General features: G+C 70.8%; 24 protein-coding genes. 7 read left to right on the top strand and 17 right to left on the bottom strand.

What is annotated here, in order from left to right; genetic code table 11:
• Positions 1-620: 620 nt before the first annotated feature.
• Both AB0B35_RS07925 and AB0B35_RS07920 read right to left on the bottom strand, forming a co-directional pair.
• Positions 621-1,040 carry a DUF6069 family protein gene (locus AB0B35_RS07925; protein WP_361042184.1) on the bottom strand — a complete coding sequence of 140 codons (420 nt, stop codon included), beginning with the start codon at positions 1,038-1,040 and terminating at the stop codon, positions 621-623.
• Positions 1,041-1,106: 66 nt separating this feature from the next.
• Positions 1,107-2,105, bottom strand: coding sequence for an RNA polymerase subunit sigma-70 (locus AB0B35_RS07920; protein ID WP_361042161.1), 999 nt, complete (start codon positions 2,103-2,105; stop codon positions 1,107-1,109).
• A 304-nt stretch (positions 2,106-2,409) separates the two neighbouring features.
• Between AB0B35_RS07920 and AB0B35_RS07915 the strand changes: the two genes are divergently transcribed.
• Positions 2,410-3,096, top strand: coding sequence for a hypothetical protein (locus tag AB0B35_RS07915; protein ID WP_361042159.1), 687 nt, complete (start codon positions 2,410-2,412; stop codon positions 3,094-3,096).
• A 73-nt stretch (positions 3,097-3,169) separates the two neighbouring features.
• On the opposite strand, the gene AB0B35_RS07910 is transcribed toward AB0B35_RS07915, so the two are convergent.
• On the bottom strand, positions 3,170-3,664 hold the full coding sequence (locus AB0B35_RS07910) for a DUF1877 family protein (protein WP_361042157.1): 495 nt from the start codon (positions 3,662-3,664) through the stop codon (positions 3,170-3,172).
• A gap of 180 nt (positions 3,665-3,844) precedes the next feature.
• On the opposite strand from AB0B35_RS07910, the gene AB0B35_RS07905 reads away from it, so the two are divergent.
• Positions 3,845-4,141: a hypothetical protein gene (locus AB0B35_RS07905; RefSeq protein ID WP_361042154.1), complete on the top strand. Its 297-nt coding sequence runs from the start codon at positions 3,845-3,847 to the stop codon at positions 4,139-4,141.
• 19 nt (positions 4,142-4,160) lie between these two features.
• On the opposite strand, the gene AB0B35_RS07900 is transcribed toward AB0B35_RS07905, so the two are convergent.
• Positions 4,161-4,589, bottom strand: a complete 429-nt coding sequence (locus tag AB0B35_RS07900) for a MarR family transcriptional regulator (RefSeq protein WP_361042150.1) — start codon at positions 4,587-4,589, stop codon at positions 4,161-4,163.
• Positions 4,590-4,674: 85 nt separating this feature from the next.
• On the opposite strand from AB0B35_RS07900, the gene AB0B35_RS07895 reads away from it, so the two are divergent.
• On the top strand, positions 4,675-5,202 hold the full coding sequence (locus AB0B35_RS07895; RefSeq protein WP_361042148.1) for a hypothetical protein: 528 nt from the start codon (positions 4,675-4,677) through the stop codon (positions 5,200-5,202).
• 126 nt (positions 5,203-5,328) lie between these two features.
• Positions 5,329-6,723, top strand: a complete 1,395-nt coding sequence (locus tag AB0B35_RS07890; RefSeq protein ID WP_361042145.1) for a DUF1996 domain-containing protein — start codon at positions 5,329-5,331, stop codon at positions 6,721-6,723.
• A 58-nt stretch (positions 6,724-6,781) separates the two neighbouring features.
• Here AB0B35_RS07890 and AB0B35_RS07885 read toward each other — a convergent pair whose 3' ends face one another.
• The 3 genes from AB0B35_RS07885 to AB0B35_RS07875 are packed head-to-tail and all read right to left on the bottom strand — an operon-like array spanning position 6,782 to position 9,256.
• Complete coding sequence (locus AB0B35_RS07885) at positions 6,782-7,417, bottom strand: hypothetical protein (RefSeq protein ID WP_361042142.1); 636 nt, start codon at positions 7,415-7,417, stop codon at positions 6,782-6,784.
• 4 nt (positions 7,418-7,421) lie between these two features.
• Entirely contained in the window at positions 7,422-8,081 is a 660-nt protein-coding gene (locus AB0B35_RS07880) for a response regulator transcription factor (RefSeq protein WP_361042139.1), read from the bottom strand.
• Entirely contained in the window at positions 8,078-9,256 is a 1,179-nt protein-coding gene (locus tag AB0B35_RS07875; RefSeq protein ID WP_361042136.1) for a histidine kinase, read from the bottom strand. Before AB0B35_RS07875 ends, AB0B35_RS07880 begins: the two co-directional genes overlap by 4 nt.
• A gap of 474 nt (positions 9,257-9,730) precedes the next feature.
• Here AB0B35_RS07875 and AB0B35_RS07870 point away from each other — a divergent pair, with 474 nt between their 5' ends.
• Positions 9,731-10,480, top strand: a complete 750-nt coding sequence (locus tag AB0B35_RS07870) for a M15 family metallopeptidase (RefSeq protein ID WP_361042134.1) — start codon at positions 9,731-9,733, stop codon at positions 10,478-10,480.
• A 51-nt stretch (positions 10,481-10,531) separates the two neighbouring features.
• Here the strand turns inward: AB0B35_RS07870 and AB0B35_RS07865 are convergent, their stop codons facing one another.
• On the bottom strand, positions 10,532-12,952 hold the full coding sequence (locus tag AB0B35_RS07865; RefSeq protein ID WP_361042132.1) for a CocE/NonD family hydrolase: 2,421 nt from the start codon (positions 12,950-12,952) through the stop codon (positions 10,532-10,534).
• Positions 12,953-13,136: 184 nt separating this feature from the next.
• Here AB0B35_RS07865 and AB0B35_RS07860 point away from each other — a divergent pair, with 184 nt between their 5' ends.
• Positions 13,137-13,316, top strand: a complete 180-nt coding sequence (locus AB0B35_RS07860; protein WP_361042129.1) for a hypothetical protein — start codon at positions 13,137-13,139, stop codon at positions 13,314-13,316.
• Positions 13,317-13,807: 491 nt separating this feature from the next.
• On the opposite strand, the gene rox is transcribed toward AB0B35_RS07860, so the two are convergent.
• Positions 13,808-15,241, bottom strand: coding sequence for a rifampin monooxygenase (rox, locus tag AB0B35_RS07855; protein WP_361042182.1), 1,434 nt, complete (start codon positions 15,239-15,241; stop codon positions 13,808-13,810).
• A gap of 560 nt (positions 15,242-15,801) precedes the next feature.
• Between rox and tnpB the strand changes: the two genes are divergently transcribed.
• The gene (tnpB, locus tag AB0B35_RS07850) at positions 15,802-16,953 is read left to right on the top strand and encodes an IS607 family element RNA-guided endonuclease TnpB (protein WP_361042126.1); all 1,152 of its coding nucleotides are present in this window, start codon (positions 15,802-15,804) and stop codon (positions 16,951-16,953) included.
• Positions 16,954-17,033: 80 nt separating this feature from the next.
• Here the strand turns inward: tnpB and AB0B35_RS07845 are convergent, their stop codons facing one another.
• The 8 genes from AB0B35_RS07845 to AB0B35_RS07810 form a co-directional block, all read right to left on the bottom strand.
• A complete protein-coding gene (locus AB0B35_RS07845; RefSeq protein ID WP_361042123.1) occupies positions 17,034-18,113 on the bottom strand; it encodes a hypothetical protein in 1,080 nt (359 codons plus the stop codon).
• 380 nt (positions 18,114-18,493) lie between these two features.
• Complete coding sequence (locus tag AB0B35_RS07840) at positions 18,494-19,075, bottom strand: DUF5317 family protein (protein WP_361042121.1); 582 nt, start codon at positions 19,073-19,075, stop codon at positions 18,494-18,496.
• A gap of 514 nt (positions 19,076-19,589) precedes the next feature.
• The gene (locus tag AB0B35_RS07835) at positions 19,590-20,087 is read right to left on the bottom strand and encodes a hypothetical protein (RefSeq protein ID WP_361042118.1); all 498 of its coding nucleotides are present in this window, start codon (positions 20,085-20,087) and stop codon (positions 19,590-19,592) included.
• A gap of 226 nt (positions 20,088-20,313) precedes the next feature.
• Complete coding sequence (locus AB0B35_RS07830; protein WP_360526930.1) at positions 20,314-20,958, bottom strand: SnoaL-like polyketide cyclase; 645 nt, start codon at positions 20,956-20,958, stop codon at positions 20,314-20,316.
• Between the two features lie 227 nt (positions 20,959-21,185).
• Positions 21,186-21,650: a hypothetical protein gene (locus AB0B35_RS07825; protein ID WP_361042116.1), complete on the bottom strand. Its 465-nt coding sequence runs from the start codon at positions 21,648-21,650 to the stop codon at positions 21,186-21,188.
• A gap of 54 nt (positions 21,651-21,704) precedes the next feature.
• On the bottom strand, positions 21,705-22,232 hold the full coding sequence (locus AB0B35_RS07820; protein WP_361042113.1) for a DUF2510 domain-containing protein: 528 nt from the start codon (positions 22,230-22,232) through the stop codon (positions 21,705-21,707).
• Between the two features lie 95 nt (positions 22,233-22,327).
• Positions 22,328-22,759: a hypothetical protein gene (locus AB0B35_RS07815; RefSeq protein WP_361042110.1), complete on the bottom strand. Its 432-nt coding sequence runs from the start codon at positions 22,757-22,759 to the stop codon at positions 22,328-22,330.
• Between the two features lie 131 nt (positions 22,760-22,890).
• Positions 22,891-23,331, bottom strand: a complete 441-nt coding sequence (locus tag AB0B35_RS07810) for a VOC family protein (protein WP_361042107.1) — start codon at positions 23,329-23,331, stop codon at positions 22,891-22,893.
• Positions 23,332-23,377: the final 46 nt, after the last annotated feature.

Raw genomic sequence — 23,377 nt, 5'->3', positions numbered from 1 at the left:
CCCGCTGCGGACGAGGCCGCACCGAACTGGCCCACACCCCCGCACCCGACCGGCCCGCAGAACGCGGCTGGAAATGGGCGATCTGCGGCCGCTGCGACCTGAACCTCGACCGCGACCACGCCGCGGCCATGCGCATCACCGCCCGCGGCCTACTCGCCCAAGACCACGTCCGCACCGACCGAACCACCGGCCGACACACCATCACCACCGTCGTCGAAGGCGACGTCGCGACCGTACGACGCCCCACCCGCCCCACCAGGCAACCGACGCCACGGGCCAAGACCGGACCCACCCGGAAACGGCCCCCGGTATCGGCAGGCAGGCTCTCCCACCGTGCGCCCGACCGGCGCACGGCCCCCGCCCCACCGGCGTCCACCGGTGGCCAGCGTCCGGCGGGGCAGGCACCCAAGAACCACCACCCCCGCGTGGCGGCGTCAGGACCTGCACACGATCACCTGAAACCACGGCACCACCGGACCGGCTTCCACCACGTCCGCGCCACCCCCGCAATCACCCTCACCGGCGACTACGGACCCGGCACGACACGGTCACGCCCCCACCCGAAACGCCTGACTTCCGCAGGCAAACACAGGTAATCAGAGACGCTCAAGCCGCGCTGCTCAGCGTCGTCCCGTGGTGCGCAGGCTCCGCGCCAGGGCGGGAATCATCACCGCCGCAGGAACGAGGTGGAGCGCGAGGAGGGCGGTGATGGTGGCGGTGTTCGCTCCGGAGAGCAGGGGCGGCACCAGCGAGACCACGGTCAGCGACACCGCCGTCCACACGAACCGCTCGGCGGGGCGAGCGCTCCAGCGGCGAAGGGCGGCGGCGATGACGATGCCCACCACCGAGAAGAAGCCGGTCACCACGGCGAAGCCCGGCAACGGGATCGCCTCGCCGCCGTCGGGGAGCTCGAAATCGACGCCCATGGCCTGGGCGAGCGCGGCGGCGAGGGTGGTGGCCACCATCGCCGCGAGCGTGGCGAGCAGGCCGGTGCCGATGAGCCCGCGGAGTCGGCCGGCCCCGACCGCGGTGTCGTTCATGCTGCTCACGTCGTTCCTCCAAGATTCGATGACTGGCGTACGGGGTTGAGTCGACTCCACACTGGACTACTCCGTGCCGTCGGCGGGCAGGCGCTCCGGCAGCCCGAGCCCCGGGAACCGGTCACCGTGGAACGTGACGATCTCGCTGATCGCCCCGCCGGTGACGCGCAGGACGTCGATCGTCAGCGGCAGGTACGCGCCCTCCTGCTCCCGCCAGTGGTAGAAGGCGACAGCGGGCTGCCGGTTCACGTACGTGAGGACGGCGCGCAGGCGCTCCATGCCCTCGAACCCGCTCGCCGTCCAGTCGTCGACGACCGCGTCCCGGCCGATGTGCAGACCCGGCGTGGGCGGCATCGAGCAGCGGACGTCGTCGCGCAGCAGGGCGGCGATCGCGGCGATGTCCGTGGCCACGCCGGCTTCGGTGTAGCGGCGCACCAGTTCGCGCGTTCCGGCGTCCGGCTCGCCGCCGGTCCAGTCCTGCCGCTGCGCGGGCAGGTGCTCGCGCAGTCCGGCGCGGGCCCGCTGCAGTGCGCTGTTCACGGAGTTGACGGAGTCCCCGAGCAGTTCCGCGACGTCCTTGGCCGGCCAGCCGTGCACGTCCCGCAGGATCAGCACGGCACGCGGCCGCGGCGCGAGGTGCTGCACTGCGACCAGGTACGCCAGCTCGATCGTCTCGCGGGCGACGGCGACGGCCTCCGGGTCGTCCGCCTCACCGGCGGGCAGTTCGTCGAGCAGCCGGTCCGGGTAGGGCTGCAGCCACCGCACCTCGCCGCCGGTCGCCGGCTCCGGGCGGCACCTGGCGAGCAGGTCCAGGCAGGCGTTGGTGGCGATCCGGTACAGCCAGGCCCGCAACGTCGACCGGCCCTGGTAGGTCTCCCGCTTGCGCCAGGCCCGCAGGAACGTCTCCTGGACGGTGTCCTCGGCGTCCTCGAACGAAGCGAGCATCCGGTAGCAGTGCACGTGCAACTCCCGCCGGTGCCGCTCCACCAGCCCGGAGAACGCCGCCTCGTCGACCTCGCCCAGTCCGCTCACGCCCAGCTCTTCCAGCCGTGTGTCCGCACCCATCACGTCATCCTTCCGCTTGGTGAAGTCCCGTCGTAGGTATGACGGCTGCGGGCGCGACAACTCATCACCAGGCCGGTTCGCCAGGGGGAGCACCTGTCGAGCAACATCGACGTTGATGAACTTGATCGTGTCGGTGGGATGCTTCTCACCTGGCAATACGTTCCCCGAAGCTCGGCTGAATACCGCGCGGCGTCGGCGTGTCAGGCGGCAGCCACGGTGATGACTGCGCATACGCTTCGCACCGGGCCAGGGGGCCTGGCCCGACAACGTACGAGGTCAGCGTACGAACTACGGGGGTTCAACCATGTCCATTGCTGTACTGCGCTCCGCGAGAGCCGCGGCGATCCTGACGACGCTCGGGATAGGCCTGGGCCTCATGGCCGGCGCCGCGCACGCGAAGCCGCACCGCGACCGCTTCTGCATCAGCCCCATCTTCACCGGGGGCAGCGAGCAGTGGCGGGATCTGAACCAGCGCTACGACGTGCGGGAGCGGATCATCGGCCCGCCTGCGCCCGCGACCGACGACATCGCCGACCCGCCCGGTGGGCCCGGCTGCCGCACGGCGCTGGCGGGGGAGAGGTGGGTCCGGGCCGTCCCGCCTTGGCTCACGGCGACCGCGACCGAGCAGGCGGCGTTCATCACCAACTTCCAGAGCGCCCGCTATGTGATCGACGCCGGGACGCCCCGCGAGTGGTCCGTCACGCTCGGCCCGGAAGTCCTGCGGTCCGGAACAGTTCCCACAGATGTGCTGCTGCCCCCGGGAACCGCCGGGCTGCCATACGTCGTTCCGGTGTCTCGGGCCTTCCATCCGCTTCGCCCCGGCACACACACCAGCACTCTCTTCGTGACGATGGCGGAGCGGGTCTGCACCGGTCGCGGGCCGGCCCCGGGCCTGGGTGCCGAATGCCTGGAGGCAGGCGAATCCGAGTACCCCATCCTCGACAACGGGCCGTTCACCGTGCTTCCCGGCCACCCGCACGCTGCTCCGTAGGGTGCGTCCCACCCCGGGTTCTGCACTCATCCACGTGCCAGGACCCGGGGTGTTCCTCGTCGACCCGTTCGGTTCACTGATCGACGGTGAAGATCACCGAACGGCCGGCCGCCGCGGCGCGTCGGTAGAATTGCCGCACGTCCTGCAGGTAGTCCCAGGTGTACTCGAAGTCCTCCTCGTCCAGGACGCCTTGGTAGTCCGCCGGATCGATCAGGTCGTAGCGCTCCCGCAGCCAGGTCTCGTCGATCGCGTCCAACGCGGCGGCCACCGCCGGCACCTCGCCGGCCAGGACGTGCGCCACGATGTACTCCCCGCCCTCATGATGGTGGCCACCCCCGAGCACCGCCTGCTCCAGCGGCCCGCCGTCCACGCGGCCCAGCCGCAGCGTGCCGTCGCTGAGGCAGCGGTGCATCGCATCCCAGGCCTTGTCGACCTCACACAACCAGTCCCGGTCCCACGCCTGCTCGACATCGGCGACGAACGCGCGGACCTCGGTGTCGTCGCGGGTGGCGACAAGGGCCTCGTCCTGCGACTCGGTCAATGCGCACAGAACTCCACGGCATGCCATGACGGCGGATCGTACTCCCACCGCGGTAACCCCTGCCGATCGTAGGCACAGGTCTTGAAGCCCAGGGTCGAACTCCTCAACCGCGCCGGCAGCGCGTCGGTGCGCTCGTGGCTTGATCCGCCTTTGTAGAGTCGGGTGATGTCTGCTGGCCTTCGGGTAAACATTGTTCGGATGATCGGATTGCCGCTGCTGCTGTCGACGGCCCTGCTGGCCGGATGCGGCGGCGACGGTGAAGGCACGGACGTCGACTGCAGCCTTCAGGAATGCGTCGTCACCTTCCAACGCGGCGTCGACGCCTCGGCGAGCGTGTTCGGTCTGAAAGCCGAGCTGGTCGAGGTGAAGGACGGCATGGTCACCGTCGACATCGGCGGAAACCAGGTCACCGTGCCGGCGTCCGGGCAGAGCGAAGGCGTCCAGGTGCGTGAGGTCACCGCCGAGAAGGTCGTCATCGTCGTTCCGTACACCATCGCCGGCTGACCCGGCGCTGCGGTGACCGTCAGGCCGCGTCGCTCAGCTTCGCGGTCTGCGCCCGCAGCACCGCGATGGTGTGTTCCAGATAGTCGGTGATCGTCGCCAGCTGCTCGGCGTCGTAGCGGGCGACCACCGTGCCCATCTCGCGGGTCAGGTCCGCGAAGATGGCGCTCAGGTCGGGCCGGTCGGCGGTGGCGGCGATCAGCACCCGCCGCCGGTCCTCGGGATCCGGCCGGCGTTCGACGTAGCCGGCCCGGACCAGCCGGTCGACGATGCCGGTGACCGCGCTCGCGCCGACGGACAGCTGCGGGGCGAGCGCGCCCGCGGGCAGTGGGCCGCCGCGCACGATCATGCCGAGCGCCTTGTGCTCGACGGCGGTCAGCCCGAGCCGGCGGGCGACGGCCTCGTGGAACAGCACGCTGGCAGTGCTCAGCTCCCAGCCCAAATCACTCACGACGCACACCTTAACCCGCGGGTATTTACTTCACGATGGTGAATAGTTTAGTGTCGTGAAGTATATGGGGAAGGGAGCGGCTGACATGGGATCGGCCTGGAGTCTGAGTGTCGAGGCGGCGCGCTGGGCGCTGCGGTTCTACGCGGCGCACTGGCCGCTGGTGCTGGGATTGTCGCTGATCCCCAGCCTGCAGCGGTTCATGGTGATCAACTACGGGGACCGGCTGCCGGCCGGGGTCGGCCCCGCGAGCGAGGTGCTCACCGCGGGCGTGCGGATCCTGCTCGTCTACCTCATCCTGCGCATCGCGGCGGTCGAGGCGGGCTGGTCCCACCTCACTGTCGGGGAGCGCTGGCAGCGGGTCGGCCAGGGCGTCGACGGCCGGATGCGCGACTTCCTGCTGCAGTTCCTGGTGCTCGGCATCGCGTTCGTCGTCTTCGACGTGCTGCCGGAGACCGCGATCTCGCTCTGGGCGCCCGAGGAGCGCAAGGACCTGCTGCAGGCGATCCTCGTCAGCGTGAAGAACCCGACGGTGATCGCGATGACGATCCTGTGGATGGTCGGCGTGGGGCACCAGCTGGCGGCGTCGCGACTGGACGACCTGGCGCGCGTCTGACGGGCGCGCGGTCCGGGAAACTGGGCCCCGCCGACGGCGGCCCGTGAGGCTTTCGCCTCAGGAAGCGATCCACCTTCGTAACTACGTTGAAACGACTCGCTCTTTCACGTACGCAGGAGGTCGGGCATGGCAAGGGACTGGATCAGGCGGCGGGTGGAGGCGGTCGCGCTCGCCGCCGGTGGCGCGGCGATGGTGCTCACGGTCGCCGTGGTCGCGCTGACACCGTCGGCGGGCGCCGCCGCCGAGCTGGTGGTGCAGGCAGAGGCGTACGCGGCGCAGTCCGGCGCCGTCGTCGAGCCGACCGTCGACACCGGCGGCGGCTCCGCAGTGGGCTACCTGGCACGCGGGGACTGGCTGCGCTACGACGGCATCGACCTGGCTGCTTCGGGAACGATGGCCGTGTCCGTACGCGTCGCCTCCGCCGTCGGCGGCTCGGGCGCGATCGAGCTGCGCACGGGGTCGACGACCGGGCCCGTGCTGGCCCGGTTCACCATCACGGCGACGGGCGGCTGGCAGGCGTGGGCCACGCAGACGGTGAACCTCACCAGCCACCCGGCCGGCGTCCAGTCGGTGTACGCCGTCATGGCCGACACCGGCAGCGGCGCGGACTTCGTCAACCTCAACTGGCTCTCGTTCAGCACCGGCGGCACCGGCGGCGGCACCGGCTGGGTCGATGTCGACCCGGTGAAGTGGAACGCGCAGCTGGCCGCCTTCCGGGCCATGGCCATGGCTCCGGCGCCGCCCAACGCCGTGCGGGTCCCCGAGTTCAACGCGACCTGCACGTACAGCCACTCCTTCAAGGACGATCCCATCGTGTTCCCGGGCCTGCCGGGCGCGTCGCACATGCACAGCTTCTTCGGCAACCGCAGCACCAACGCCAACTCCACTCTCGACACGTTGCGCGCCAACACCGCCACGACCTGCACCCCCGCCCCCGCCGACCTGTCCGCGTACTGGGTGCCGACCCTGTATCACCGCGGGGTGGCGGTGGAGCCGAAGGGAGTCGTGGTCTACTACGGCTCGCGCCTGGCCGATCCGAGCCGCACGGTGCCGTTCCCGCTGGGCTTCGAGATGATCGCGGGCAGCGCGAGCCGGCAGGTCCCCACCCCCGCCGGTGCGGTCAACCAGTTCTACTGCGTCGGCGGGACCACCGGCGGCGAGATCGGCCGCAGCGCCGACGGCAACTGGCCGATCTGCTCGCCGGGCGGCACGCTGATGTTCCAGCTCGTCTTCCCCGACTGCTGGGACGGCGTGCACCTGGACAGCCCCGACCACAAGTCGCACGTGGCGTACACCGCGGACGGAACGTGCCCGAGCGCGTTCCCGGTGGCGATCCCGTCGGTCTCGTTCGTCATCGCGTACCCGGCGGTCGGCAGCGCCGACGGATTCACGCTGGCCTCGGGCATGGCCTCGTCCATGCACGGCGACTTCGTCAACGTCTGGGACAACGACGCGCAGGGGCACCGGGTGAAGAACTGCATCGTCCAGTCCGCCAAGTGCAACAGCGCCGGGCAGTTCTGAGCGGCTGCCTGGGCGGGCGGCGTGCGAGACGCCCGCCCAGGCAGCAGGTCCCCCCGCGTCAGCTGACGGTGATCGTGTTGATGTCGGGGGCCGAGCCGGTGTCGTTGAAGAACCTGATCCAGCAGGAGCCCTTCGGCAGCCGCAGGCGCACCGACACCCGCACCGGGATCAGCCAGCTCCGCGCTCCGGCGAGGGTCAGCTCGCTGACCGGGCCGCCGTCGACGGCGAGTTTGAGGGTGCGCGGCTGCTCGGTCTCGTAGACGACGGTCACGGTCCGCTCACCGGCCTGCGGCACACCGGTGATGCGTACCGCGAGGGTGTTGGGGCCGCCGATGTAGCCGACCCGGCTGCCGTCCACACAGGTGGGGCACTCGATGACCCGCGCGCCAACGCGGATGTTGGACGGGTCGGCGGCGTGCACGGTGACCGGCCCGAACGTGGTCGGCCGTGCCCTGGCCGGCGGCACTGCCGCGTTCGTGCGCTCCGCCGCCGACGCGACAGGCGACGGCATGACAGGCGACGGCGGAACGGGCGACGGCGGCGGGGTCGGCGGCGAGCCGGGCAGCGCGCCGACCGCAGGTCCGCGGTCGTCCAGTGGTGCGGGCGTGATCAGCGGTGGCACGACGGCGATCGTCGCGGCGACGGCCAGCCCCAGGGCCGACCAGCCCAGCAGACGGCGGGAAACGGCGACCACGGCCTCACCTCCGCCCGGTCCACACGACGACCGCCTCGGTGCGGCTGGCCACGCCGAGCTTGGCGAAGATGTGCTGCAAATGGTTCTTCACGGTCTTCTCAGCCAGCATCAGCCGGTGGGCGATGGCGGCGTTCGACAGGCCCTGCGCGACCTGGCCCAGCACCTCCTGCTCCCGCCGCGTCAGCCCGAACCGGGACCTGGCGAGCCGCCGCCGCTCGGCGAGGTCGCGTTCGGTCCGCTCGCGTTCGGCCTGCTCGCGAACCGCCGCCGCGGCGACAGCCGCCGCCACCGGCGACAGCCAGCCCTGCCCGGCCACCACGGCCAGCACCGCGCGGTGCAACTCGGCCGGATCGAACGCGCCGTGGACCAGGTAGCCGCGCGCGCCGCCGCGCAGCATAGCCGCGATGAGCTGCGGGCTCGCATCGCTGGTGAGCACCAGCACGCGGGTGTGGGCGACCAGTTCGCCGAGCACCGCGAGCCCGTCCGCGACCGGCATCCGGTGGTCGAGCAGGGTCACCGTGGGCCGGTCCCGGCGGGCCAGCGCGACGGCTTCGCGCCCGTCGGCGGCCTGCCCCGACACCTGGATCCCCGGGAGAAGCCCGAGCCAGCCGGACAGGGCCGCGCGCACGATCGGATTGTCGTCGACGACCATCACCGAGATCATGAGGATGCTCCGGTCGGCGCGAGCGCGATGTCCGCGACGACGGCCGTGCCCGCACCCGGTGTGGACACCACCCGCAGGGTGCCGCGGATCGCGGCGGCCCGTTCGGCCATCCCGATCAGGCCGAAACAGTCGCGCCAGTCGGCCGGCACGACGAACCCGGACCCGTCATCGGCGACCCGCAGCCTGACGCCGCCGGCGGCGTACCCCAGCTCCACCGTCACCAGGCGCGCCGCGGCGTGGCGGGCGATGTTCTCCAGTGATTCGTGCAGGATCTGCGCCAGTTCGTAGCGCAGCTCCACCGGCAGGTCCCCGGCAGCGACCGAGCAGCGCACCGGCACGCCCGCACGCTCGGCCCACCTGCGGCAGATCCGGTCCACCGTGGTGGCGAACTCGTGATCGGGGTCGTCCAGGCGCAACCCTTCCAGAACCTCCTGCGCCTGGCGCACCGCCGCGGTGGCCCCGGCCGACACCGTCGCCGCCAGCTGCTCGGCCAGCGCGGGCTGCCGCCGCAGCGACGTCGGCAGCGCCAGCGCCGCGAACGACACCCCGCGCAGCGTCTTGGCGACCGAGTCGTGCAGTTCGCGAGCGAGCCGGGACCGTTCGGCCGCCGCTGCGCTGCGCTGCGCCGAAGCCACCAGCCGCACCGACAGCTCGACGTGGGCGGCCAGCGCGGCGGTCGCCACCGCGGCCCCGACGGCGGCCAGCACGTCGACGATGGGGAAGGCCAGCACGAACCCGGCCAGGCTCGCCGCGTCCGGTGTCGAGGCGAGCACGTAGCCGGCCACCAGGTAGCCGAGCGCGGCGTAGCACGCGGCAGGCAGCAGCCCCCAGAACCCGACGAGCACCCCGGCCAGCGCGGCGGCACCCGCTGCGCAGCAGAAGAAGGCGACGTCGCCGCCGCCGATACCGAGCACGGCCAGGACGATCGCGGCGTCTGCCGCCAGCACCGGCAGCGGATGGGCGACGACGCGGGGATCGCGGGCCAGTGCCACCAGCGCGACGGCAGTGGTCAGCGCGACGAGCACCAGTACGGTGAGCAGTGGAGCGGGCCGGGCTTGCAGGCGTAGACCGCCGCCCGCGACGGCAAGGGTCGCCGCCGCCCGACCGAGCAGCACCGCCCGCGCCACGGCGGCCCGCGCGACCGCGCGGTCGAGGTGTCCAGCTGTCGTCGTCACGGTGTCCTGCCCCGGGCGTGGGCGATCGCTGTCGATCTTCGAGGGAGCGCTCTCTGGACGAGGATCGGGCAACCGCTCCCTGGTTGTCAAGACATTCGTCGATCTCTACTGTGGGTGGGCGCGCCGTCACCTCACCGACCAGCCGGTGGTGCGGTCGCCGCACGCGGGCTCAGCCGTTGCGGGCGCGGGTCCACCTCGCTCGCCGGCTGGTGACGGCATGATCGGCGACACGATGATCATGCTGTTGACCAGGGCGCGGTTATCCTTGGCGAAATGCGCGCCCCCGAAAGCTTCTCCTCGACCGCCCGTGCCGCAGCCCGCACGGCTGCTGGCGTTCGGCGTCGTTTGGCCGGACGAGCGGCGGTCCTGCCGGCCGTGGCGGTGCTCCTGGGCTGCGCGCTGTCGGCCTGTTCGGCCGTTCCCGCCGCTGCGGAAGTGGACAAGCCGACACAGACAACGACCGATGCGCCGAGAGTGCGCATCGAGCATCGAAGCCCCGCACCGATCCGTTTCGGCGACGCCACCGCCGCACCCTCCTGGCTGGGAACCCGAGCGCTCCCGGCCGGGCCGCAAGGCTTCGCCGAAGCCCGGCCGACCCCGCCCGAGCTGCAGAACCGGTCGATCATCACCGTCGACTACCTGCCGCCACCGGCCGACGGACGCTTCCATGCGACCGTCCGGGCGGTGCCGGCCGACGTCCTGGCCCGCTCCAGCTGGACCGAGAACTGCCCGATCGCCGCTGCCGACCTGCGCTACCTCACGGTCGGGTTCCGCGGCTTCGACGGCCGCGCCCACACCGGCGAGCTGCTGGCCAACGCCCGGGTAGCCGACGACCTGGTGACCGTGTTCGAGCGGCTCTTCGCCGCGGACTTCCCGATCGAACGGATGCGGATCTCCAGCGCCGCGCAGCTGAACGCCCCGTCGACCGGCGACCAGAACACCACCGAGGTGTTCGCCTGCCGCCAGGTGCGCGGCCACAAGGGCTGGTCCCAGCACGCGTACGGGCTCGCGGTGGACCTCAACCCGTTCCAGAACCCGTACCACAAGGGCAAGGTCGTCCTGCCGGAACTCGCCACCGCCTACCTCGACCGGGCCGACGCCCGCCCCGGCATGGCGCAGCCGAGCGAGCAGGCGGTCCAGGCATTCGCCGAAATCGGCTGGAAGTGGGGCGGCGACTACCGCTCCCTGAAGGACTACATGCACTTCTCCGCCACCGGCGGCTGAGCCGAAGGCACCGCGCCGACCGCCCTGGGACGGCCGGCGCGGTCGCGTGCTTCACGGCCCGACGGTCAGCGTCCAGGTGTCGATCCGGCCCACGTCGGCGGACGCCGCGTCCTGCACACGCAAGCGCCACGTGCCGTTGGCGGTCTCGCCGGACAGGTTCACCGTGAAGGTCTGGTGGATGTCGTCGGCGCTGCCGCCGGAACGGTTGCTCAGCGAGTAGCTGGACCCGTCCGGTGCGACCAGGCTGACCACGAGGTCACCGCGGTACGGGTGGATGATGTGCACCTCCGCCGTCGACGACGCCGAGGCTGCCCCCGGGCAGCCGCTGACGGTGATCGTGCTCTCCACCGCGGCTCCCGCGTCCGGGATCGCCACGTCGTTCGGGTTGCTCGCCCGGCAGTTGCCGGTCCCGTTGACCGTGAGCGTGTAGACGGCGGTGCGGGTGGCGCCGGTTCCCGTTCCGGTGATCGTGATCGGGTAGGCGCCCGGCGGGACCGACGCGGTGGTGCTCAGGGTCAGCGCGGAACTGCCGCCCGCGGTCACGGTCGCCGGGTTGAACGACGCGGTCGCCCCCGCCGGCAGCCCGCTTGCCGACAGGGCCACGCTCTGCGCGGAACCGCTGGTCACCGCCGTGGCGACCGTCGCGCTCAGCGCGCCGCCCGGGTTGGTCGCGCCCGCCGTGGGGGAGACCGAGACCGCGAAGTCGTTGCCGGTGGCCAGGCCGGTCTGCGCGATCGTCAGGGTGCCGGCGACGGGGTTGAGCCGCAGTACCGCACCGGCGGGTGGGCGCAGCGTGTAGTCGTAGTCGGTGGAGATCACCACGAGGCCGACCCGGTGGCCGGCCGCGAACACGTAGTCCTTGGGCTGCATGGCGAAGTTCAGCGTGTACTCCGTGCCCTGCACGACCTTCTCACTGGTGGCGCGGCTGTTGCGGTTCTGCGGGTCGATCCAGCCGCGGGTGACGATCACGGGGGTGGTGCTGGTGCCCGTGCCGCCGTAGTCGACCAGCAGCGCGGTCACGTTGGCGTCGTTGCGGTTGGTGACGGCGAGCCGGAGCGAGACCCGGGGCGAGCCGGTCAGCGTGACCGCGGCCGGCAGGTTGCCGGTCCGGTAGACCAGCCGGTTGCCGTTCGCGCTGTCCGGGTTCGCGACCAGGGTCGTCGCGGTGCTGCTGCGCCCGTTGTCGGTGAACTGCTGCGCCGTGGTGCCGGTGGGGGTGCCGAGGGTCAGCCCGCCGGGCGCGGTGGCCGAGGTCGCGTCGAGTTTGAACACCGCCTCGGTCGCGCCGGGGTTGGGCCAGTCGGCGTACTGCCGCCAGGTGCCGTCCTTGAACTGCACCTCGGCGCGGGGTCCGGCGAGCACGCCGTTGTCGACGCCCTTGAGGAAGTACTCGAACCAGCGCTCGACCGTCGCCCGGTAGTCCGAGCGGGAGGTCGTGCCGTGGCCGCCGTTGTGCAGCCAGATCTTGCGCGGCACGTTGCCGGCCCGCAGCGCGTCCCACCACTGCGCGTAGTGCTGGCCCTTGACGTTCCAGTCGGCCTGACCGTGGATGACGAACACGCCCGCGGTGACCTTGTCCGCCTTGCCGACGTAGTCCCGGTCGGCCCAGAACTGCTTCCAGTCGCCGGTCACCCGGTCCTGGTCGGTCTCGATCTGGTTGATCCGGCTCGCGCAGTCGGTCCGGTCGACCACGGCGCGGGCCAGCACGTCGGCGTCCTCGCCCTGGTAGCCGCCCGGGGCGACGACGAGCCCGTTGGCCCGGTAGTAGTCGTACCAGCTGGAGATCGCCGAGATCGGCACGATCGCCTTGAGCCCGGCGACGCCGGTCGCGGCGGCCATGTTCGGCAGCGTGCCGTTGTACGAGATACCGATCATGCCGACGTTGCCCGTGCTCCAGGACGCCGTCACCTGGGCGCCGGACGCGCTGAAGCCGCGGGCGCGGCCGTTGAGCCAGTCCACGACCGCGGTGGTGGCCAGCGTCTCCTGCATGTCTCCGCTGGTCGGGCAGCCTTCCGAAGCGCCGGTGCCGAGGCTGTGGCCGAGCACGACCGCGTACCCCTTGGGCACGAAGTAGTCGTCGTACCAGTCGGGCAGGTCCGGCACCGGCTTGGCGACGTTGACGCCCGCTGCGGTCGTGGGCGACGCCCCAGGGGCGAGCGGGAACAGGCTCTCCTGCGGCAGGGCGCTGACGTTGACGCCGTGGTTGGCGGCGTTGGCCAGGCCGTTGCGGTACGGACTCTGCTCGAACACGACGGGGAACGGCCCGCCCGTCGAGGGCCGGGCGATGTCGATGGCGATGCGGTCGAGCCGTCCGTCGCCGTTGGAGTCCACACTGGACTCGACGTAGACCCGCTCCTCGATCTGGGCGAGTGCGGCTTGCGCGGGCGCCGCCGCGCTCGCCACGGCGGTCGGCACGGGGAGGGCGGCTGCGAGCAGCGCGAGAATGAGCATTACGCGGTGGGGGAACCGCATGTTGGCTTCCTTCCAGGGGTGTCGGGCAGTCGCCAATATCGATAGAGCACGATGGTTGTCGATATTTTCAGATCGAAGAAGGCGAATCAAGCCTGTGGCCGGTCGCCGGAGGTCCCGGCGCGCCCTGCGCGGCGAGGTGCTGGTTCACGTTCGGCCGGGCCGTCGCCGGCGATACGCTGGATCGTTGCGCACGCAGGTGCTCACGGCGTATCCGAGGCTCGGCTTCGGTGCGGAGTTCCTCGAGCTGTTCATGGATCAGGCAGCGCGCAAGCCGGATGGCGCCGCAGCGGCGGCGGTCGACAGCGAGGTGGGCGCACGGATGAGCGCACACCCGCTGGACGCCTACAGCCGGTTCGCTAACTGACCGCTCCCAGGCGCGCCGTCGAGCGCTGGTGGAACCTGCCTGCGGCCGGTCGCGGCGGCGCGGACGCCTGCCGCCGGGCGAGACCCGCCGCCAGCCGGCGGCTGACCGGCTCATGGAGCGCACTCGCCCGTCGCCGCAACAGAGGCACCGTGGGCCGCGCGGCCGAACGCCCTCGTCCCGACGCCGCCGTGCGGGCCGGAAACCCAGGGCGAAGCGGTGAAGAGCCGGGCTCGCCGACGGGCTGCGACGAGACTGCGGGCTCGGGCGCTCGTGCCGCGTACCAGCAACGAACGGCGACTGAGGTCGCGAACGCCGCCACCACCAGCTGCACCGTCAGGTCCTCGCCCATCGTGTCCTCCACGTCCTCGACCGCACCATGGCCATGTCCATTCCGGTCGATGTCAAACCTCACCACCTCCCGCAATACGCCACCACCGAAAGGAAGGGCACCTTCCACAACACATAGCGATGTGAAGGTGCCCTTCCTTTCCTCAGGTGGTGGGGTGGCCGAACCAGCGGGAGAGGTGGTGGTTCAGGTCGTGCTGGTCGTGGCCGGTCCAGGCGACGTGGCCGTCGGGGCGGAGCAGGGCGCACGGGGCGTCCAGGGGCGCAGTGGGGTCGCAGAGGAGGTCGACCCGGTCGGACCAGCCGCCGACGGTCAGGCGTCCGGTGCGGTCCAGCAGCAGGCCGCGGCCGTGGCGCAGCACGTCGTAGAGGCGGCCCTGTTTCAGGTCGAGGTCGCGCAGGCGGCGGCCGAGCAGGTCGGGGCCGGGGCCGAAGTCGTACCGGATACCGATCGCGGTGATCTTCTCGAGCAGCCGGCGGTTGACCTCGTCGAAGTCCATCAGTTCGGTGAGCAGTCTGCGCACCGCCCGCGGGCCGGGCTCGGCGGACAGCAGTTCCAGTTGGGCGCGGGTGTTGTCGAGCACGTCCTCGGCGACCGGATGGCGTTCGGTCTGGTAGGTGTCCAGCAGTGGATCCGGCGCCCAGCCGCGGACCTGCGCGGCCAGTTTCCAGCCGAGGTTGAACGCGTCCTGCAGGCCCAGGTTGAGGCCCTGCCCGCCGATGGGCGGATGGATGTGCGCCGCGTCGCCGGCCAGCAGCACCCGCCCGACCCGATACCGTTCGGCCAGCCGGGTGGCATCCCCGAAACGCGACAGCCAGCGCGGGGAGTGCACGCCGAAATCGGTTCCGGCGACGGAGCGCAGCTGTCGCCGGAAGTCCTCGATGGTCGGCGGCCGTGCGCGATCGCTGACCCCGGCGACGGGGATCACGACGCGATAGAGCCCCTGCCCGAAGGGCCTGAAGTCGAATCGCCTGTCGGCCCGGCCGATCTCGGTCACCTTCGCGGCGACCTGCTCCGGCGGCACACCGACTTCCATCTCGCCCATCAGCGTCTCGTTGCGCGAGGGCTCGCCGGGGAAGCCGACGCCGAGAAGTCTGCGCACCGTGCTACGCCCACCGTCACAGCCGACGAGATAACTCGTACGTAGCCGCCGCCCGTCGGCCAGTTCGACGGTCACACCGTCGTCGTCCTGTTCGAGGCCGGTCACGGCGGCACCGCGCCGGACCTGTGCGCCCAGTCCGATCGCGTGGTGTTCGAGCAGGTCGACGATGACCGGCTGCGGGATGCCCAGCAGGTAGGCGTGCGCGGAATCCAGGCCCTCGGGCGCGGGTTTGTCGATGGCGGCGAAGTAGGCGCCGGCCGGACGCCTTCTCCCGCGTTCGAGAACGCGCTCCAGGAGCCCGCGCATCGCCATCAGCTCGATGCTGCGGATGTGCAGCCCGACGATGCGGGCGAACGACACCGGCTCGGTTTCCTTCTCCAGGACGAGCACCCGCACGTCATGCAGCCGCAGTTCGGCGGCCAGCATCGCACCGGTCGGCCCGCACCCGGCAATGATCACGTCGAAGTCGAGGGGCACGTGGTCAGCGGGGGAGTCCGGCGACGGCAAGCCGGAAATTCCAGAGTTCACAGGTGTTGCCTTTCGGGAGTGCCTCGTGGGCGGGGCGCTCCCGGCGACACCTACGTCAATCGCCCGACCGTCACGGGAAGGGGGAGCACCCACATCGATACAGCGTTCATGGGTCTCACCTCCTCGGGCGTGTCACGGTCAGCTGCAAGCTACAAGACCGGCCGTCATCGCGTCCAGTCTTTCCGATGTGACGAGCGGCCCAGGCGCCGACTCGATCGGCCGGTCGTGCCGGACCCGTTTGTATCGTCAGGTATGACTATTTCAGGGTGTGGCCACTGGCAGCTCGTGGAATGCCGGCCGGATTCCAGGCTGCGCGGATATCGACTGTTCGGCGGCTACGCGAACGGCGGCGGATCCCACATCCCGTCGCTGGCCGACGTCATGGGCACCGACGGGCTCACCGGACGGCTCGGTGCAGCCGGCGACGTCGGACGACAAGAATGCGACTGTGCCCAGGACGAGGACTTCAGCTTGATGTCCGTTGCTCTATCTATCTAGAGTTGCGTCTTGTGGGCGGGCTGGCGAACGCGGCGGTGGCGTTCGACAACTACCGCAAGTCGAAGAGGGGTGTGCGGGCGGGCCGTCGGATGGGCAGGCCGCGGCGTAAGTCCGAGCGTGGGGCGAGGTTGTCGTGCCGGTTCACGACCGGCATGATCCGGGTCGACGCCGACCGGCGGCATGTGACGCTGCCGCGGTTGGGCACGATCCGCACCCACGAGAACACCCGCAAACTCCAGCGCCGCCTCGCCGCGGGCACCGCCCGGATCCTGTCGGCGACGGTCACGTTCGCGCGCGGTCGTTGGTTCGTGTCGTTTCAGGTCGAGGTGATCCGCGACGCGCGCACCCCGGCCAGGTCGGACACTGTCGTGGGAGTGGATCTCGGGGTGAAGCATCTGGCGGTGATGGCCGACAGCACCGGCACGATCACCTACGTGCCGAACCCCGGGCACTACGACAACGCCCTCGCCAGGTTGCGTCGGCTGTCGCGGCGGGTGTCGCGTCGTCGGGGACCGGACCGGCGTACCGGGCGCACGGCGTCGCGGCGGTGGGTCAAGGCCGACGCCGAACGCAACCGGGTCCATCACCGGGTCGCGGACCTGCGCACCGACGCGCTGCACAAACTCACCACCGCCATCCGGGCGCAGCACGTCACGGTGGTGGTCGAGGACCTCAACGTCGCGGGGATGCTGGCCAACCGGCGGCTGGCCCGCAAGGTCGCCGACGCGGGGTTCGGGCAGATCAGACGCCAGATCGAGTACAAGGGCGAGTGGGCCGGCGGTGTGACGGTGAAGGCCGACCGCTGGTACCCGTCGTCGAAGACCTGCTCGGACTGCGGTGCGGTGAAAGCCAAGCTGCCGCTGCACGTCCGGGTGTTCAACTGCGAACAATGCCCCCTGGTGATGGACCGTGACGCGAACGCGGCCCGTAACCTCGCCGCCCTGGCGGCGGCAGTCAAGACTGGTACCGGAGTGGCCGGAGACCAGGACGCGCAAGCGTCGAACCCCCGTGGAGCCGACCGTCAGACCCGCGCCACCACCCGACCGCGCAAGCGGCCGGGTGAGCGGGCAGGTGGCGCAACACCGCACCAGCGGACAGAAACGGGGATCTTCGCCGAACCGAAGCGGTCACGCTCCGGCGACGGCATGAACCTTTCCGGCTGAAAGGTCGGGATTGCTGATATTCGACTATGGAATCAGTAACGGTCTGAAACAGTTCCCGTGACCCGGCGGACGTGTTCCTGTCAGCCCATCGCGGGGACGGTGGCGCGCAGCGCGGCGATGCCGGCCAGCAGCTCGTCGCGCCGCTCGAGCGGCATCATCCAGTCCGGCAGCTCCACCTGGTACGCGGGCAGGTAGGCGCCGCCGTCGGCCAGGCGCACCCGGGCGCGCAGGTGCTGCTCGATTGCTTCCAGATGGCCTGTCCCGTACGCCCACAGCCGCCGGCCGGCGCAGGGCTGCTGCAACCACAGCGGCAGGCGGAACACCGGGTCGTACACGTCGCTGCCGTCCCAGCGGTTGCCCTGCTTGAACTCCGGCCTACGCGTCGCGGTGTGCGGACAGTGGGAGCAGGTCACCCGCCACGCCGGCCGGGCCGGCCCGGGCGCGGGGCACGCGACCTCGGCCGGGCCGGCGCACCGAGGACAGCGCACCAGGATCGGCACGCGCCCCGCGTCGATCTCGGACAGGAGCGGCAGGGACCGCTCCGCCGGCTGCTCGGTCAACCCCTGCCGCGTCAGATATTCGCGCCACTGGCTCGGTTTGGGCTCGGGCAGACCGCGTGTGCCGACCACCCAGGTCAGGTAACCGGCCCGCAGGCGTACCCCCTCGTCGGCGTGCTCGCCCAGCTCCCGCAGCCGGTCGCGCAGCGGGTCGTCGGCCAGCACCCGCGCCAGCCGGGCATAGCGCTCGTCGCCGAGCCGGTGCGGCCGGGCCACCGCCAGCAGCACCAGGTCGGTCAGCACCGTCCGGATCCAGCCCGACAGCTCGTCCACGTGCTGGTGGAAGGTCCGCAGCAGGCTTGTCTTCGTGCCCCAGGACTTGGCGTGCCAGGCCCACTCATGCGGGAACCGCATCTCCCAGTCCAGGTAGAGCAGGCGGTAGCGCACGGCGCGCGGCAGCCGGGCCAGGCCCGGCCAGTACTCGGTCCAGAGCCCGTCGGGCAGCAGCCGCCGGCTCGCGTCCTCGTACTCCGGCCGGGTGACGGCGGTGGCCCTGGCCATGCGGAGCCCGTCGAGCCGCAGGTGCGCGGCATCGCGCCGGGCGGGGTCCGCACTGATCAGATCCCACGCCCAGCCGAACCGCTCGTCCAAGTCGTCGGCCATCCGGGCACTCGATCACGAGACGCCCCGCACCGGCAAGGCCCGAGCGGGCAGAACGAGGGCGGTGCGGGCGGCGTCACCGCCACCCGCACCGAGCGGGATCAGCCGCCGTGGTTGAACGGGGCACCGATCGTGTAGAGCAGCGTCGCCAGCGACGCGAGGGTCAGCGTGACGCGGATGCGCATGCTCAGCCTCCGTGTTCGTGTGGCGCGCCGACCGTGTAGAGCAGGGTGGCCAGCGCGGCCAGTGTCACGATGATGCGGATTCGCATGACTGCTCCTAGCTCCCTTCCGTCATCGGCGCGCCGATCGTGTACAGCAGCAGGGCCAGCGATGCGAGAGTGAGCACCGCATAGGCGGCCCGGTTCCAGTTGATGGCCAGGGTCATGATTCACCTCCCTTGATGGTCTGGGCTTGCGGATCGGGTCGGTCGCGGCGGAGGCGCATAGCGAGCGCCGTCAGCGCGACGGTCCCGGCGCCGATGAGCGTGTCGCCGGGACTGACGACCTTGCTCAGGGGCGGGACGGGGATCGTGTCGCCCAGGAACGCGAGCCGGGTCGCGTCGTCGGCGGGCGCGTTCTTGGGCGTGGTGAGTCCCGGTCGCAGGCCGACCGCCTCGGCCGCGACCGGCTCGTACGGCATGCGCCCGTTGAGGGCGATGGCCAGTCCGTTGGCGAGCGCGCCGACCGTGATGGCGACGCCGGCGATGCGGATCGCGAGCGGCCAGCCGGCGAGGTTCAGGGCCAGCCACCACAGGACCAGGCCGAATACGAGGATCAGCAGGGCGGGGTGCCGCAGGGGGGTCACGTAGTACTGCGCCGCTTGGACAGCGGCGGCCAGCCACAGCAGCCACAGGGCCGACAGCCTGAGGTCGCGCAGGCCGGCGAGGCGGCCACCGCACAGGTAGCCGATTGCGGCACCCATCGCCGGCGGTGCGATGAGCAGGATCAGGCCTTGGACGTTCATCGCGCCACCGCGCGGGCCTCGGATCCGGTCATCTGATTCCTTCCGTGGATACTCCGGCCTTCAGGCCGGAGAAGAAACGGAACCCCTGCGCAGCAGGAGGGACGTGCCGGTGCGGGGCCACCCACGACCGCGACGTCGACGCGGCCCGCAACATCCTGGCCGCCGGACTGGCGGTGACAGCCTGTGGAGACGGTGTAAGACCTCAACGAGAGTCCTCTCGGACGGGGCAGTCGTCGGCGAAGCAGGAAGATCCGAGGGTGACCAAGGGAATCCCCGTCCGCTGGGACGGGGGAGGATGTCAAGCGCGGCTCCTGTCGTCGGGTGCCCTCAGCAGATCCCTTCGTCCGGCGCGGATCAGCGCTTTCCGACAGACTCCGGAATCCGGAGTTGTCGGCGCTGGTCAGGCGGGTGCGGATTTCGGGTGTGCCGGACGACACCGGACACGCTCGCGGCGAGTGGCCGGAAAGAGGTGCGGCCCTGGCGGGGATGGAGTCCCGCACCAGGGCCGCGCCCGTCAGTTCACGTAGCGGACCGACGGACTGGTCGAGCTGAGGCGGTAGCTGCCCGAGCTGTTGTAGACGTCGATCTCGGAGTACACCGTGTACCAGATGTTGGGCAGGCTGTCGGTGTTCCGGTACCAGCAGCAGTAGTTGCCCTTGTGGTCGAGGCGTCCGGATCCCATGAGGTACCAGCTCCCGTTGACGTTGAGCCAGACCTTGAACGAGTGGTATTCGTCGCTCGGGTCAGCGTTCATGTAGAAGTCCGCCCGTACCCGGTTGCCGTAGGAACCCCAGTCGACGCAGGCGGAAATGGGGTACTTGCCGTTGCAGCCGCCTGCGGCCGCAGCGGGCGTGGCGGTGGTGAGCGTGGCCCCCGTGGTCACCAGCATGGCGACCAGCAGGCCACGCAGGGCGTTGCGCCACGTGGCGACATGTCGAACTCTGCTCACCTGCGGTGTCGAGCCGGGCTCCGTGTGGCGGTCGTCCTCGATTTCGGGTGCTCTCAGGCGCATGACGATTCCTTCCCGTTGCTGTCGTCTGCTGCCACCCAATGAACCCGGTCACTGCGGATCGGCGGCCCGCGCTCGGCAAACTCCGGAAGGGTCCCGCATCGACCCTGGTCGCATGGTGCCGAACAGCCGGGGGTCCGGACGACACCGGACGGCGCCGGAGCGGCCGTCGGAGGGAACGCGACGGCGGGCCACCCGACCGAAGTCGGATGGCCCGCCGTGGGGTTCGTCAGTGCGCGACCGGGCAGCCGCCGGTGAGCTTGCCGAGGAACTGGTTCGGGTCGTAGTAGTGCTCGACCTCCACCAGCTTCAGGTCGTCGCTGACCTTGGCGACGCTGATGCCGAACATCTCGATCGTCTTGCCGTCCGGCTGGTGGCCGTGGTACTCGCCCTCGAACGCGCCCCAGTGCCGCCACTTGAACGTGACGACCGGCGGCGGGCTGATGACCTCCAGGACCTCCCAGTAGAACCCGCCCGGGAACGCCTTGTGGAAGATGTGGTGCGAGGAGTCGAACGACTCCTGGCCGCTGCGGTAGAACGGGCTGTCGCCGATGAGGATGTTGTAGCTGCCGATGTCGGCGATGTCCTGCGCGCTGGCCCACGCCCCGCCGTTGACGTTGGTCCGGAAGTGCTCGGTCACCATCGAGACCCAGGTCGCCGGGTCCTTCTTGTACGAGACCTCCATCTCGAAGACCTGGACGATGCTCTCCACGATCGCCTCGAGCGAATCGGGCGCATGCTGGGTGCTCCGCTGGCCCGGCATGACTTCGTGGGACAGGTGGTAGTCGGGGGTCTTGCCGTCACGCCAGGCCGACTGGTCGGCGGCGTCGATGACGGCGGTGCGGCCTTGCAGCCACAGAGGGGTTTCGGACACTAGGTTGTCGTCCTTTCACGAACGATGTGCGCGCCACGGCAGGCCGGCCGCCTGCCGGGAGTAGGGGAGGGCGCCTACGCCCACGATCCGCGAGACTATCGAGGTTGCGACATCCATGGAACCCCGAAAGCGGGTTCTGGGATGGTTAAATCCTCGTGCATCAGCGCGAACTGCGATCCTAAGTCTTGAGTGGACACTTTTGTGCCCCGCATGGGCGGACCGGCCGGTCAGAGATCGAGCATCGCGACGATCAGGAACACCACGGTGCCGAGCGAGCCGACGGTGAAGAAGACCATGATCACTTCTGCGGCGACCGCGGTGAGATAGGCGCCCGGCGTACGGCGGATCTCGTCGATGTTGGCCGGACGGCGCCGGTCGTACCGGACCATGATGCGATCGCCGACGACGGGGACCTCCCGGCGGTCGTCGAGCCGCAGATGCACGGTCGGGCCGCCGTCGATGCGCACCTCGGCGTGGTGGATGACGAGGTCGTCCTCATAGCGGTCGCTGCGGCGGACGACCGTGGCCCACCCGGTGACACCGCGCAGCCGCCGCAGCCAGACCTTGGCGTAGGCGTAGCCCACGCTGACGGCGAACAGCAGGCAGACCGCGATCAGCACCATGAATCCGGCCGCGTCTACCGGATCGGGCGCTGCGGCCATGGATTCCAGCACCATGGCATTGTCGGGCATCGCTGCCCCGATCGTCGATCGATTCTGCCGGCGGCCGGTGCCGCCGCCGGACGGTCAGTCGCGCCGGACCCGGGCGAAAAGCAGCTCGCCGGGCAGCGTGGGATGGGGGACCTGTCGCCAGTTCGCGGCGTCCTCGTCGCGGGGCAGCCAGTCCGCGAAGGGCAGGTAGCTGATCCGCCAGACGATCCGGCAGATCAGGAAGTAGCTGTAGAGCGGGATCATCAGCAGCAGGAAGTCCCGTTTGCGGTAGCCGGCCCGGGTCGCGGGCAGGAACAGCGTGAGCGCGAGCAGGCCGAGCGCGCCCCAGTCGCGCAGGTAGCCGCGGGTCGGCAACGACAGCGCAGCGAGCACGAACTCGGCGGCCCGGTTGGCGAGGATCAGCAGCGTCCCGATCGCCGCGGCGGTGAGCAGGGTCCGGACGAGGACGGACCGGGGTGTTCCGGAGGCCGCCCGCGCGGAGGGATCCGGCGACGGCGGCATCCGGTCCGCCCGGATCATGTGCTCCGACCAGCGGGTGCCGGTCCAGTACCGCTGGTAGTCGTCGGCACCGGGGTACCACCCGGCCGGTGGCGACTCCGTCATGGTCTTCTCCTGGTCCTCACGTGGAGGCAGGATCCTAACCTGATCACGCCAGCCGGCCGCTCGGCAGGCAGGCATGGCGACGGATCCGTCGGCGTTCACGCGCCGGGATAGTCGACCTGCTCACCGAATGGTTCGATCGTCCCGTCCCAGCCGTTCCAGCCCTGCTGGGAGATCTGCCCGTCGGCGTACGTGTAGGACCAGGTTCCGCCGTCCTCGCCTTCGACGGAGACGGCACCGGAGCGTACGAACGGCGCGATCGCGACGTAGAAGGCCGTGGCCTGATCCGACCACTTGGGGTCGTTGCCGTCGTCGTGGTCGAACTCGATCCAGTCCCCGTCGCGGGTGACCCGCGCCGCGGCGAACTCCGCGATGTCGGCCAGCGTGTCGCTCGGCGGATACGCATGCTCGTGCTGCGGGTCGTACCAACCGCGCCGGTCGCGCCACGCCGCCTTGACGGCCGCCACGGCGGCGGCGTCCTGCGACTCCGGAAGGTTCAGCCGACCTGACGGATGCACCAGATAGCCCACGGCGCCCACGGTAAGCCATTTCCGGCGAACTGCGCTGCCCCTTCCCGGCATGGACGGCCGCACACGCCGGTCGCGCCGGCCGGCCGGGTCGCCCTGGACGAGATCGTGGGCAGCGAGCCGCTGATGAATGCTCAGCTCAGCTGCTCGGCCAGGGCCAGGATGATGCCGCTCGGCCCGCGCAGGTAGCACATCAGGTAGCTGTCCTCGAAGCGGGACACCTCGCCGATGAGTTCGGCGCCGTGCGGGCGCAGACGGGCGAGTGTGTCCTCGAGGTCGTCGACGGCGAACATGACCCGGTGCAGGCCCAGCGTGTTCGGCGGGGTGAACGCCGGCTCGGGGGTGACCGCCTTCGGGCTGTGGTACGTCACCAGTTCGAGCCGGCCAGGCCCGTCCGGGACCCGCATCATCGCGACCTCGCTGCGCAGCCCACCCAGTCCGACGACCTGCTCCGCCCAGCTTCCTTCGATCAGCGACCTGCCTTCCAGCTCCATGCCGAGTTCGGTGAAGAACGCGACGGTGGCGTCGAGGTCGTCGACGACGATGCCGACGTTGTCCATCCGCTGAATCGTCATGTCCCCGAGGATAGGGCCACGCCCGACGCCGGTGGCTCGACCACGG

The organism is Catellatospora sp. NPDC049133 (assembly GCF_040648455.1).
GTDB lineage: Bacteria > Actinomycetota > Actinomycetes > Mycobacteriales > Micromonosporaceae > Catellatospora > Catellatospora aurea.
This window is presented reverse-complemented; position numbering and strand designations above follow the sequence as displayed.

Coding starts and splice junctions, on each gene's coding strand:
- AB0B35_RS07810 (WP_361042107.1), bottom strand. CDS start 23,331: ATGACGATTCAGCGGATGGACAACGTCGGCATCGTCGTCGACGACCTC.
- AB0B35_RS07845 (WP_361042123.1), bottom strand. CDS start 18,113: ATGGCCGACGACTTGGACGAGCGGTTCGGCTGGGCGTGGGATCTGATC.
- AB0B35_RS07820 (WP_361042113.1), bottom strand. CDS start 22,232: ATGACGGAGTCGCCACCGGCCGGGTGGTACCCCGGTGCCGACGACTAC.
- AB0B35_RS07890 (WP_361042145.1), top strand. CDS start 5,329: ATGGCAAGGGACTGGATCAGGCGGCGGGTGGAGGCGGTCGCGCTCGCC.
- AB0B35_RS07915 (WP_361042159.1), top strand. CDS start 2,410: ATGTCCATTGCTGTACTGCGCTCCGCGAGAGCCGCGGCGATCCTGACG.
- AB0B35_RS07825 (WP_361042116.1), bottom strand. CDS start 21,650: ATGCCCGACAATGCCATGGTGCTGGAATCCATGGCCGCAGCGCCCGAT.
- AB0B35_RS07880 (WP_361042139.1), bottom strand. CDS start 8,081: ATGATCTCGGTGATGGTCGTCGACGACAATCCGATCGTGCGCGCGGCC.
- AB0B35_RS07895 (WP_361042148.1), top strand. CDS start 4,675: ATGGGATCGGCCTGGAGTCTGAGTGTCGAGGCGGCGCGCTGGGCGCTG.
- AB0B35_RS07865 (WP_361042132.1), bottom strand. CDS start 12,952: ATGCGGTTCCCCCACCGCGTAATGCTCATTCTCGCGCTGCTCGCAGCC.
- AB0B35_RS07835 (WP_361042118.1), bottom strand. CDS start 20,087: ATGCGCCTGAGAGCACCCGAAATCGAGGACGACCGCCACACGGAGCCC.
- AB0B35_RS07925 (WP_361042184.1), bottom strand. CDS start 1,040: ATGAACGACACCGCGGTCGGGGCCGGCCGACTCCGCGGGCTCATCGGC.
- AB0B35_RS07840 (WP_361042121.1), bottom strand. CDS start 19,075: ATGAACGTCCAAGGCCTGATCCTGCTCATCGCACCGCCGGCGATGGGT.
- AB0B35_RS07920 (WP_361042161.1), bottom strand. CDS start 2,105: ATGGGTGCGGACACACGGCTGGAAGAGCTGGGCGTGAGCGGACTGGGC.
- AB0B35_RS07910 (WP_361042157.1), bottom strand. CDS start 3,664: ATGGCATGCCGTGGAGTTCTGTGCGCATTGACCGAGTCGCAGGACGAG.